The organism is Paenibacillus sp. GXUN7292, assembly GCF_050864975.1.
Classification (GTDB): Bacteria; Bacillota; Bacilli; order Paenibacillales; family Paenibacillaceae; genus Pristimantibacillus.
On record NZ_JBOZWO010000003.1, the window covers coordinates 36,549 to 50,233 of the forward strand.

The window sequence follows — 13,685 nt, forward strand, 5'->3', positions numbered from 1 at the left end:
TTACGATAGCGTTCTCTGGCAAGGTTCACAATCTTTTATTTCGATTCTTTTTTATGTTTTTTTGATTTTTGCTGTTTGGAATGCATTATGTTTTTCAGCTTTTTATATGTTTTTCGAGCTTCCCCTTTGCGCTCAGCTCAACTATTGATATAATCCCTCTATAGTGTTTGCGATAAGAGCGCCTCTTTTCCTGTTTCTATGGACTCAACGAATGATTTCGCATAATTTATCGGCACACTTGATTTGCACTTTAATTTCGCAATGTATTATGTAAGCGCAACCAATTGAAGAAGGGGTGTGATTACCCTGCTGGGATACCGAGCGATCAAAAATAATACGATGTTCGTCAAGCTGCTTCTCTCCTTAACCGCAATTGCCGTGATCACCGTCATTCTTATTGCCACAGTCACCTACTCGATTTCGGCAGATAACAGTATTCATAACGCCATCGAATACAACGAATCCATTTTGACGCAGCAGCAGGAGCTCATCCACAAAGACCTGACCGCAATCAGATATGCCGTCGCCGGCATGATGGCAAACCAATCGTACCTGTACCAAACTAAAAACGGCAAGTTAACCGTCAGCTCTCTGATCGATTTGTCACGATTCGTTGAAGAACAGAAAAAGATCAGTCCTTACATCGATTCCATCTATTTATATTACGAGCCGTTGGAGCTAGTCCTGACATCACGTCCCGAAATCAAAACGTCGCCTATTTCCACCTTTGCAGATACATCCTGGCTGGACATCTGGAAGCAGCCATCTGAAAACCGCACCATTTGGTTAACCGGACGACCAAACGGCTTCGCATCGGATCAACCAGCCGCAAGCCTGCTGCAAAAAATGCCTTTGATTGGTCAAGTAGACGGCGCCATCGTTATCAACTTGAAGCTGGAACAGCTTTTCAACGACTATTTGAGCCATTATCACAATAAAAAAGGAGCCACGCTCGTATTGGGGCCGAACTCCGAGCTGCTTTACTCCGATGATGCCGCAGGAGAAGCCTTGCTGCAGCGGGTGGACCCTGGAAGGCTTACCGATCGGAGCGGATACTATATAGACGATTCCAATCAGATCATCTCCTATACAACCTCAGAGCTAACCGGCTGGAAGTTCGTTGATGTCACTGAACGCTCCGTGCTATTGCAAGGCATGGACCGCATCAAATTCATTGTTTTCACCGTTGCGGCGGCATACCTGCTAGTGGCAATCGCCATTTCCTTTTATTTGTCAAGAAGATTGTACCGGCCGCTCCAAAGCGTTATCACCTACATCCGAGGCTCTGCGGCAGGCCAGCGGGAAACCGAGAGCAAAGCTGCGCCCACGGGTGACGAAGCCGGCTTTATCCGTCACAGCTTCGATCAGCTCGTTCGCAACTGGGAGACACTGATGAAGGAGAAACGGAAAGTAGATCTTGTCCTAACCGATAATCGTACGGCCATTAAGGAAAAGTATTTGAATGATCTTATCCAAGGCGACGGCGGAACAGAACAGGCAGCGGAGTTGTTGGGTATCCGTCTCGATTTTGCAAGGTTCGCTATGCTAACTCTTGAGCTGGAAAAGCCTTTTCCGGAGATGGGAGCGGACGGTATATTCCAATATCATTTGTTTCGTTATGGAATGATGGAAGAACTGGGAGCCGATATTGACGGAGAGATATTCGCCAAGGATGATAAGAGGACCGTTATCCTCCTTTCCGTTCCTTTAAGCGCAGACAGCTTCCCGATTGAGCAGGCCAAAAGACTAAAAGAGCTCTTGTTGAGCCGGTACGGCATAACTGTCACGATTGCCGTCAGCCGAATCTATGCGGGAGAAACATCCGTCCGCTCAGCCTATGAGGACACGCTCGAAGCGCTAAATCTAAAAATGTACATCGGCAAAGGCGAAGTTTTGCCATACTCCATTCTAGGCGACTGGAAGACAGAGGAAGAAGCTTACTATTATCCGTACGAGCTGGAAACGAAGCTGCTGCAATCGATTCTTCAAACAGACAAAGAGGAATGCTTCAAGGCCATCCGGCAAATTACACAAACGGCGATTAATAAGAAGCTGAGCAAGGCAAATATTCAGCAGCTGTTCTTCCAGCTGAGCGGAGAAATTTTAAAGGCATTGGTCCAATCAAGGGGCGATACATCGGCAGTATTTGGCGACCAGCCTTCTTATGCTGAAGCGCTCGCGCGTGCCGAGACCTTGCCGGATATGGAAGCGTGCTTGCTCGACATGTGCGGCAGAATCATCGACTACCATAAGGAAAAACGCTCCAAGATGACCGATGTGACTCTTCAGCTGGCGACGGATTATATGGATGCGAACTTCAACAAAAATATATCCGTAGATACGGTTGCTGAATATGTGCAGCGCAGCTCATCCTACTTAAGCCGTGTCTTCAAGGAATCTACGGGTATGACTATCAACGACTATTTGATCCAGCTGCGGATCAAAAGAGCCATGGAGCTATTGAAGCAGCTTCACCTTTCGCTTGAGGAAATTTGCCGGGAAATCGGGTATGCGAACGTAAGCTACTTCAACAAAATGTTTAAAAACCGGACGGGGCTTACGCCCGGACAATTCCGGCAGCAGCAAGCCGCGAATAAGCATCTGTTCCAAGTGAAGGAACAGAATGAATAAAAGCAGAGGCGGGTTAGGCGCGGCGGCAGCGCTGATCATTTATGTATGAAATTTCATATACATTTGGTCATTTTGAGGTCGCACCTACCAGTTCTGTATGGTTTTTCATATACATTTGGTCATTTTGAGGTCGCACCTACCAGTTCTGTATGGTTTTTCATATACATTTGTTCATTTTGAGGTCGCACCAACCAGTTCTATATGGTTTTTCATATATATTTGTTCATTTTGAGGTCGCACCTACCAGTTCTGTATGGTTTTTCATATACATTTGTTCATTTTGAGGTGGCACTAACCAGTTCTGTATGGTTTTTCATATATATTTGTTCATTTTGAGGTCGCACCTACCAGTTCTGTATGGTTTTTCATATACATTTGTGTTTTTCGCGCTAATTCAGCTTATTCTATATGAAATTTCATATACATTTGCTCATTTTGAGGTAGTACCGACCAATTCTGTATGATATTTCATATACATTTGTGTTTTTCGCGCCATTTCTGCTTATTCTATATGAAATTTCATATACATTTGCTCATTTTGAGGTAGTACCGACCAATTCTGTATGATATTTCATATACATTTATGTTTTTCGCGCCATTTCGGCCTATTCTATATGAAATTTCATATACATTTGGCCATTTTGAGGTAGGACCGACCAATTCTGTATGATATTTCATATACATTTGTGTTTTTCGCGCCATTTCTGCTTATTCTATATGAAATTTCATATACATTTGCTCATTTTGAGGTAGCACCGACCAATTCTGTATGATATTTCATATACATTTGTGTTTTTCGCGCCATTTCTGCTTATTCTATATGAAATTTCATATACATTTGCTCATTTTGAGGTGGCACCTACCAGTTCTGTATGGTTTTTCATATACATTTGTGTTTTTCGCGCCAATTCAGCTTATTCTATATGAAATTTCATATACATTTCACAACCGTCACATTTGATCTACCCTTTACTCCACTCTAACGGTTGCAGGAAGCGCTAATCCGTCTAATAACCCGCTTTTTAATATCTAACGGTTGCAGTTGAGCTTATTTGCCTCAAATCGAGCAAAATAAGTAAATTATTCACAAATAGCGCCGATGACAACCGTTACAATTTTTAAACAGCTGTTTTTTGCAAAATAACGCTTCTCATAACCGTTACAGTTGATCCATCATTTACTCCACTCTAACGGTTGCAGGAAGCGCTAATCCGTCTAATAACCCGCTTTTTATCAATATCAGATTAACGTAGATTCCGAAAATAATTTGTATATGTGGTACCGCCACCCAAGCCAGCACAAAGGGCAGGATTTTTTTATTTAGTTTAGTTTAGTTTAGTTTAGTTTAGTTTAGTTTAGTTTAGTTTAGTTTAGTTTAGTTTAGTTTAGTTTAGTTTAGTTAAGTTTAGTATAGTTTAGTTTGTTCTCTTCATAGGACCTCCTATAACGGCGGGGCAATAGTCATATGCTCACAATTGCCCCGTTGTACCTGCTTATTAATATTTAGTCATGATGTTGTAGAGTATCTGTACAAATTGCGCTCTGCTTGCCAAATCTTGTGGCAGGATGTTGTCATTGGTCCCGGCGATAATTCCCGCTCTCACAAACTGTTCAATGGCGTGATTGGCATAATCGGCAATCTTCCCTGCATCCTTGAAGTCTGACAGATTTTTGACGTTGCCTGCTGCCGGTAATTCATTTATGTTCTTAAGCGTATTGTATACCAACACGAACAATTCCTGTCTGGTCACCTGTCTGTCAGGAGCAAATTTGTTACCGCCCACCCCGTTGGTAATTCCTAATTGCTTCGCCACCGCAAGGTATCCCGTGTAATAGGTATTTCCGGCATCGCTAAAATTGTTTGCGGCGTTTTCGTTCGGGCTGATGCCAAATGCTCTCATAATCATGACCAAGGCTTGTGCCCGGGTTACACTATCATTCGAACCGAAGTTTGCATTGTCCACTCCTTTGGTGATTCCTCTTGCCGCCGCAAAGGTTACCGCCTCATAGTACCATGCGCCCTCTGCCACATCTGCAAAGTCAACCTTGTTGTACGCAACTGCAAACTTCGAGGCTCCTTCTGTTTTGAAGGCCAGTGTTCCGGTTGCCGGGTCGTAGATGCCTTTGGTCACTACCACCGGTAGTCCCTCTTCGTTGATGCCGTAGGCGACAATGGCATTCGGATTTTCTCCTGCTTTCAGTGTATATGGAATGGCTGCTTCCGCTTTGCCGCCAAGCTGTAATATTTCCTTTTCTCCGCTGGTAATATCAAAGCTCACTACCGGTCTGCTACCAACCTGGCTTCGAATTTCAGCTGGCAATCCGGTGCTTTTCTCCTTCGTAGCCGTAATGGAAATAGTTCCCGCCGACTGTTTCAGAAGTCCTTCTGCCGTCCTCTCATCAAAGGTCATCGTTCCAAACGGTGTAGAAACGACCAAGGTATCCGCATTGCTATCTATGAACGCTTTCAAGGCTTCATCTGTCAGACTGACACCCGCTGTCCCGGCATCAGCCCCCGCATTCACTTCAATTCTAACTGTTGTCTCTGTTCCTACACCCTGCATTGCCGCTTCAGCCGCAGCCTTCGCGATGGCATCCTCCACCTGTTTCTCGGATATTGGCGCTACAGCCTTTCCGTTTTGATCTGTCGTAGGCTTTACAGGTATCGTCGTTGTTACACGTCCATCCTCAACCGTTGTTCCAGGCACAGACGTTGGTGTCGGTGTTGGTGTTGGTGTCGTCGGAGGCGTCACCGGACTTGTCGTCCCGTTCACTGTCCACCTTGCATACAGCGTTATATTCCCGGTCACCTTGTCTGTCGTAAAGTTCCATGCTGTTTTTAAACCTTCATCCTTATACCATCCGGCAAAGGTATATCCAGTTCTGGTAGGCGGCGTCGGTGCTGTGATTGCACTGCCGCTGGAGACATCTGCAATCACTGATACCCCGCTGCCTCCATTAGTGTTGAAGGAAACTGTATAGGTCTTCGGTTCTTCAGTTCCTCCTTGGGATTCCATTTTTATGAGCACGACATCTTTAATCCCGGATATATTTCCGGCCGCATCGATGGCCTTTACCCTGTACCTGCGTACCGCATCAGGCTCCAATCCGGTGTGAATATAGGTTGTTGAATCCGTTCTGACCGTTCCATTAATCCCACCTATTTCCGGCGAGTTCAGCACTTCCAGAATATATCCAACAACACCTACATCATCGGTAGCCGGCGACCAGCTTACACGCACCTCACTGTCGGAGATCTGCTTGGCAGTTAAATTCTCCGGAGCTGTCGGCGGTGTTACATCCAGTTCAGTATTGACTTGCCAAAGCATTGCAGGACCGGTGATGCCCCCGGTACCCAGTTCATCCAGGACTTCATTTCCCACATCAACAACAATCAAATTCGGTTCGCCAAATTTAATCGCCGGCGTAGCGTCAAACTCCCACGGTTTCATCAGAGGGGAGCCCTTCTGAACTAATGTCAGCTCTGTACCGTTCATCCATACTCTCGCTGTCTCATCAATACTGCTGAACCAAAGCCGAATCGGCTTTCCTGTATTAAACTCCGAATCAACATCAACCGTTGTTCTGTACCAGGCATGTCCTTTGTAATAACCAATCCCCTGATCGGACCAGGACTCCGAATAGGTTTTCAGTTTCATCCAGGATTCCGTTCCCAACCCAGGTTTCCAGAGCCCCAATTTATCCCCGGAACCATTCGGGAACAGCATAACATTCCATTCGTCCGGCAACTCGGCAACCATTCTGTTGCCGTTGCTGAGCCTTTGACTTCCCTGATTTGTGATTTTATCAAAGAACCAGTCAGTATAATTATAGGAGGCGAGGGTGTTGAGCATGACAGGTGAGTGAATAACAGCCTGTTCTCTTACTTTAGAGATTTGATCGAATTTTTCCTTAGCCTCAATAAACTTAAAGCTGTTAATCCGTTCCTTCATTTGAAGGAAGTTGTCGCCAAAGCTAAAAGCAACACGCACCATATTGACCCGTCGGGCATATACTGGATCCGCTGCCCGTTGCGCCGCATCTTCAGCTTCCGTTAGCGACTGCTCCATTGCCTGCATGACACTGTCAATTAAAATATGCTGAAAATCATTGATACTTCCCGCATAATAATCTGCTTGGGCAAAAGCATTTTCCAGAATGTCGAAATGTCTTTTCATCGGCTCTGCGGCAGATCCATAAAACGTTGTAAAGTAGTCCTCCAGCAAAGCATCCACATCCAGATCAGGGTTCCACATCATCTTGGCCGCCACATAGAGCGTTGGTCCATGATAGGCCCACGCCGGAAGCGCCTCGCCGCGTATTCCGATAATACCCTGTTCGTTGAAATACTTGTATTCTGTTCCTATTCTTTCTGTAAGTGAAAAAGGTAGCCCTGGATCAGCAAGGTTATAAAGATAATCATATATCATTACGTTAGGACTTACCCTTTTCCAGCCGTCAATCATGTCCTTGATGTGCTGCCGCTCCCACGAAAGCGGATTTTCAATGCTTTTCATCCTATCCGTTCTAATGGAAGCGATAATCGGTACGATCCTGGAATCCGGCATATGCTTTACTGGCGGATAATAATACTCATCATAGGCAAAGAAAGAAATTTTCACATCATGATATCCGGCAGCATCAAGCTTTTCCAAAACAAGATTAAAAAATTTCACATAGCGATCTGTTAACGATAATGTTCCTCCATGTATGGCACCCTTAAAATCCCCGTCCCACTCTGGGTCAGGCTGGAGTACCAATACAGGTCCGTCATTGGGTCCCATACTTAAATATTCAAGCTTGGGGTCTGCATCCAATCTTCTGATTGCCTCTGCCACAACAAGGTTCAGTACCTCCGGCTTGGTCACATCGTATTGTCCGGTCGGATTTCCTTTGGCATCGGGCAAAAACAAATCAGGGCGTTCTTTATTCGTAGGCGATGTAATCAGTAATCCATGATTTCCTAACGTTTTCTGATTCAGACGCATATGTTCGACCCAGGGCGCACCTTCTGTCAGATTGACACCCACCGGCAAACCGGCACCTGCGACATATGGCGCAACAGCTTGCAAAAAACGGAAATCAAAGCTCGGGTGCTGGATGGTGTCCTGATAACTGACCGCAATTGTACGCATTGACGGAACTACGGTGCCGATATCACCGGGCATGAACCACCGCACACCAATTTGCTCTAGGAGCTCGTAAGCGGCATAAAGGCTCCCTTTGTCATTGTCATCCAATCCTGCTAATTGAATGCTCCCCTCCTTAACATATAGCTGGAAAGAATCGGGTTCAGTTCCCTTAGCACGGATTGCAGCCTTAGCTGCATCAAGATCTGGAGCGGCTCTACCGATATAGATCTTTGTTCCCTGCACCTCGGCCGTGTCATCAGCCACAGGCAATTCTACTCCGGATATTTGCCGAATATAGTCTTTGAGTTCCTGCATCGCCTTCTTTTCATATTCGGTTGCACTTTGCGACAAGATGATCGTAGACCGTGATTTTCCGTTCTCCACCAATACGAGCTTGGGATCCGTATCATTCAAGACTGTAATTCCCTCTGTTAAGCCTGTAGGGCCATTTGCAGCCAAAATCTGGGGCACCGAAGCAAACAACAGCCCAATGATTAATCCCCAGCAAAGAAAAAGTTTTCTTGTCAAGATGCTCAACTCCTATCATCCATAATTTAGAGGGTCATTGGGGCCGCATGGTGATTTCCACTATGTCACTAGAGCTTACATTCGGGAACGCCGTACTATAATTATCGATTGCCCTTACCCTGTACCTAAGCGTCTTGCCGTCAGCTTCCAGTCCGGTGTGGGTAAATTCCGTTGCTAACGCTCTCATTAGTTCTTTGTTGACTCCTCCCGGGGGGACCGGATTCAGCAATTCCAAAACATATTCCCTCATTCCGTAAACCGATTCGGATGCAGTCCAGCTTATTGTCACCTCGGTGTCAGAGATCTGCTCAACGGTCAATGTAGGCTTTGTAGGCGGGACTTTTAGAGTAATGAAAGCACTCGCAGCAGATTGACCTCCAGCATTATCAACTGCCAGTACCCTTATCTTGCGTACGATGCCCATTTTAAAATAATCGGTGAAAATAAATTCATTTGTTGTTGCTTCTACCGTCATGAGTTGTCCCGCACCGCCGTCTACATCCCACACCTCCAACATGTATTTGGCAATCCCAACATCAGATGTAACCGGATCCCAGCTTATTTTCATCTCACCGTTAGCGAGCACCTCAGATTTCAAACCCACTGGGGCCGCGGGCGGGGCAACAGGCGTTACATTATCCGACATGGTTACCTGCACTACAGCACTATAGTCAGCAGACATATTTCCGGCAGTATCGATCGCCTTCACCCTGAACCTGCGTGTCATACCGGGTTGCAGTCCGCTGAGGATATAAGCATTCGTTGTCGATTTTATCGTTTCCAGTACTCCCCCCGGAGGATTCTGGTTCAGCACTTCTAGGCTATACCCGGCAATTTCGAAATCTCCATAAGCGGTAGAAGGGTCCCAGCTTATATAAACCTGGTCGGCGGAGGTTTGCTTAACCTTCAAACCCGTCACCGTTGAGGGCGGATTCATTGTTACACGTGCGTAAGCACTATAATTAACCGATTTATTTCCGGCAGTATCAATTGCCTTTACCCTGTACCTGCGTTCCATGCCGGGTTCCATACCGGTGTCGATATATTCATTTGTCGTAGTGATTACCGATCCAAGCACTCCCCCTACGCTCTCCCGGTTCAGCATTTCCAACTGATATCCTGTAACTCCTGTATTATCTGCGGGTATATCCCAAGTTACTTTCACGGTGGTGGTACCGGGAATGTGTACAGCTTTCAAGTTCTTCACATCTGCAGGCGGGAGATAATCCAGCTCCGTATTGACCTGCCAAAGTATTGCAGGACCCATGATCCCCCCGGTACCCAGTTCATCTATGTCTTCATTACGAACATCAACAACAATTACATTGGGCTCACCAAATTTAACCGCCGGCGTAGCGTCAAATTCCCAAGGTTTTGTCAAACCCGTCCCCTTCTGCACCAATGACAGCTCTTCGCCATTTATCCAAACCCTGGCTGTCTCATCGATACTGCTGAACCAAAGCCGAATCGGTTTTCCTGTGTCAAATTCCTCAGCGACATCTATCGTTGTCCGGTACCAGGCATGTCCCTTGTAATAACGAAGCCCTTGGGCGGACCAGGTCTTTGAATAGGTTTTCAGCTTCCTCCAGGATTCTGTTCCCAATCCAGGTTTCCAAAGCCCCAGGTCAACTCCGGATGCATTTGGGAACAGCTTGACATTCCATTCATCCGGCAACTTAGCAACAATTTGGTTTCCATTACTGACCCGTTGTTTTCCTCCATTTACCATTCTGTCAAAAAACCACTCTACATAGGTATAAGCTTTATAGCTGCTTAAAATGGCAGGGGAGTGAAGAACAGCCTGTTCCCTGAAATCATAAACGTTATTAAGCTTTTCCTTTGCCTCATCAAAATGAAAACTATTGAACTGTTCGAGCATTTCAAGAAAGTTTTCACTGAAACCATAAGCGATGCTGATCATATCAATCCGTTTGGCATATACCGAATCCGATGCCACCTTCGCCTTTGCTTCCCCAAGTGTTCTTGCCAATTCTTGCATGACTTCATCGGTCAAAATGTGTAGGAAATCATAAATATTTCCGGCAGAATAATCCGCTTTTGCAAAAGCATTTTCCAAGATTTCGAAATGCTCCTTCATCGGCGATGCCGCAGGTCCATAAAACGTTGTAAAGTAGTCCTCCCTCAAAGCTTCCACATCCAGATCGGGGTTCCACATCATTTTGGCTGCCAGATAAAGTCCCAGGCCTCCATACCCCCACTCCGGCGTAGTCTCGGCGCGTATACCTACAACTCCATGTTCTTTGAAGTACTTGTACTCCGTACCTACTCTTTCTGCCAGCGAAACAGGCAGGCCCGGATCGGCAGGGTTATAAAGATAGTCATAAATCATTACCATGGGACTTACTTCATTCCAGCCATCAATAACTTCTTTTAGATAGTTACGCTCCCATGCAAGCGGATTTCCGATGCTGTGTATCCGATCCAGGGTGAGGGAAGCAATCATCGGTACAATTCGTTGATTTGGCGTCCACCGGACCGGCGGATTATAGTAAGTGTTATAGGCGTAGAAAACAATTTTCACATCTGGATACCCTTCTTTTTCAAGCTCATCCAAAACAAGATTAAAAAATTTTATATAACGATCCGTCGTTGATAATGCTCCTGTTAATACATCCCTATCATCCCCATCCCATTCAGAGTCAGGCTTGAGTACCACCACATGGCCATCGCTTGGTCCTATACTCAGATATTCAAGGTTGGGATCTTTCTGCAATTTTGCAAGTGACTCTGCTACAACAAGATCGAGCACCTCTGGCTTGGTCACATCGAGATGTAACGACGGTGTTCCGTCGGCGTTGGGCAGATACAGATCCGCTCGCGTTGATCTCGAAGGAGGGGAGCTCAACAATTCATGCGCACCTACTGTCTTTTGATTAAGCCGCATATGCTCGACCCAAGGTGCAGCCTCTTCGAGATTGCTCCCCATAGGCATACCGGCAGCCCATAAATATGGCGAGGTAGCTTGAAAAAAACGGAAAGAAAGACCCGCGTGCTGGATGGTGTCCTGATAATTGACCTCAATCGTGTCCAACTCCGGAACAACAGTTCCGATATCACCGGGCATGAACCACCGTACGCCAATTTGCTCGAGGAGCTCATAAACGGCATAAAGGCTTCCTTTGTCGTGGTCTTCCAAACCTACCAGTTTAATGATTCCCTCCTCAACATACAGCTGGAATGAGTCGGGTTCATCTCCCTCGGCACGGATTGCAGCCTTGGCTGCATCAAGGTCTGGAGCAGCGCTTCCAATATATATCCTGATTCCGTCCACACCAGCCGAATTGCTCACAACAGGCAACTCAGCTTCGGATATTTGTTTCATGTAGTCTTTGAGTTCCTGTGCTGCTTTTTGTTCCGGTTCGGTTGCGCTTGGCGAAAGAATAATGGTCGACTTGGCGACTCCGTTCTCAACCAACACGAGTTTAGAACCCTCATCATTCATCGCTGTTATCAAAGGTTCCTTGCCAGTCTCCTCTGGCAGACCGGTTAAGCCATTTTCAGCCAAGGCCGGGGGGACTAAAGAAAACAATAGTGCAATGATCATTCCCCAGAAAAGAAAGCGTTTTCTTTTCAAATCAATCATCTCCTTTTAATCATGATTCGAGGTTATTCGCACCTGCAATACTATGATAAATTTATAAATGAGCAAAATTGGACGCAACAAAAGGAACCCACGTTTCGCATGAAAGCATTTCTGTTTTCGTTTTATTCATGCGGAACGTGGGGCAAAAGGAAATATCAGCAAGCTTGCTTATAATTATTTCTTGTTTTCCATTTGGTCAATATAGTCGTTCATTTCCTTCAGATACGTTTGGCCGAATTTCGCATTCCAGTCCTGAAGCACCTCTTTGTACTCGGATGACTGCGCATCGCCGATAATGATTTTTGTCGTAACTTCACTGAACTTTTTGTTAAAGTCCAGGTAAGGCGGCGTCTTCGCAATGGCTGGCGTGAAGTTGCGGTCTTTGGACATCACGATTCTTTTTACGGCTTTCTCAATATTCGGCACGAGTATCTGCTTCAGTTCCTCCGATATAGCCGGATTAATGAAGAACATATAGTCGTTGGCGCGGCGAACCATATTTTTGCGGACGAACGTTTCCAGCGGCTGTTCCGCATAGACGCGCTTGTTGTTTTCCACCTTGTAGTCATGCCCTTCAATACCGGTGTAGATTGAATCCCAACCTTCATCCGAAAGCATGTAGTTGAATACGTCAACCACTCTTTGCGGTTCCTTCGCACTGCTCGTTATCGCCCAGAAGCCCCATAAGCCCGTACCTTGTCCCAATCCCTTCATCTCGCCTTGCTCGTTCTTGACGAAAACATAGGCAAGCTCGAAATTCGGATTGATCTGTTTACCGGCATTCAGGAAAGTTTCGTAATGACCTGCAAACCCGTCAATCACACCCGTTTTACCGCTTTGAAACCGTTCCAGAGCTTTGCTTCCATCGATCGTAGGACCATCCGGATCGATCACTCCTTCTTTGAACAGCTTGGCAGTCAAATCCAAAGCCTTCGTATATTTATTCGAGTTCAGATCGTATTGGGGATTCATATACTTGTACTCTCCCCCATCGGACTCCTGCCAGCCATAAAGTCCCTGCTCATTCTGGAAAACCGGTCTGAGCGATTTGTCAGGCTGCATGGCCCATCCATATGCGTACGTATCGTGCTTTCCGTTGTCGTCCGGATCTTCCTTCGAAAATTTGTACATGATCTCGATCATTTGATCCAAAGTAATTTCATTATTCTCAGGGAGCTGGATATTCAATTTATCGAGCCAGTCTTTTCGGAACCAGTACCCGTCGGAACGGATAACGGTTGTACGCGGAATGCCGTAAACTTTGCCGTCACCGTTCACGCGCAGAGCGTCCCAGGAAACGTCGTAGGAATATTTCTGGATATTCTCGGCTCCTTCCAAATATTCGTCGATCGGAACGATAACGCCGTCCTTAACCGCTTTCAAGAACGCCGCATCATCCGGACTTGGAAACCAGACGACATCGGCAAGTTCGCCAGTCGTTAGCGCTAATTGCAATCGCTCGGTATAGCCTGTCGACGGCGGGATATCGAATTTGATCTCCGTATTCGTCGCTTCCTCGATCGATTTAACAAGCAACTTGTCCGTTTCTGACAAGTTAGATGACGCAAATTCTCCCATAATTTTCATGCTTACTTTCGGTTTGGCGGTTTCCGCCGTTCCCTCCGACGACGACGGTGACGACGACGGCTTCGAAGCGCCGTTTTCTGCCGGTCCGCCTTTGCCTCCACACGCGGCAACTGTGACAAGCAGCACCGCAACACCTACACAAGCTATTGTTTTTTTGAATTTCATCTTGATTCAGCCTCCCTTAAGTATGTTATCTATGGCAA

4 protein-coding genes are annotated in these 13,685 nt (G+C 46.1%); 1 reads left to right on the plus strand and 3 read right to left on the minus strand.

Features of this window, described 5'->3' with window-relative positions; genetic code table 11:
• Window positions 1–297: 297 nt before the first annotated feature.
• On the plus strand, window positions 298–2,631 hold the full coding sequence (locus ACRRU2_RS04565; protein WP_432500121.1) for a helix-turn-helix domain-containing protein: 2,334 nt from the start codon (window positions 298–300) through the stop codon (window positions 2,629–2,631).
• Window positions 2,632–4,127: 1,496 nt separating this feature from the next.
• On the opposite strand, the gene ACRRU2_RS04570 is transcribed toward ACRRU2_RS04565, so the two are convergent.
• The 3 genes from ACRRU2_RS04570 to ACRRU2_RS04580 all read right to left on the minus strand — a co-directional run bounded on the left by ACRRU2_RS04570 (window position 4,128) and on the right by ACRRU2_RS04580 (window position 13,647).
• Window positions 4,128–8,291: a DUF4838 domain-containing protein gene (locus ACRRU2_RS04570; protein ID WP_432500122.1), complete on the minus strand. Its 4,164-nt coding sequence runs from the start codon at window positions 8,289–8,291 to the stop codon at window positions 4,128–4,130.
• A gap of 34 nt (window positions 8,292–8,325) precedes the next feature.
• The gene (locus ACRRU2_RS04575; protein ID WP_432500123.1) at window positions 8,326–11,886 is read right to left on the minus strand and encodes a DUF4838 domain-containing protein; all 3,561 of its coding nucleotides are present in this window, start codon (window positions 11,884–11,886) and stop codon (window positions 8,326–8,328) included.
• Window positions 11,887–12,069: 183 nt separating this feature from the next.
• A complete protein-coding gene (locus tag ACRRU2_RS04580; protein ID WP_432500124.1) occupies window positions 12,070–13,647 on the minus strand; it encodes an extracellular solute-binding protein in 1,578 nt (525 codons plus the stop codon).
• Between the last annotated feature and the right edge of the window lie 38 nt (window positions 13,648–13,685).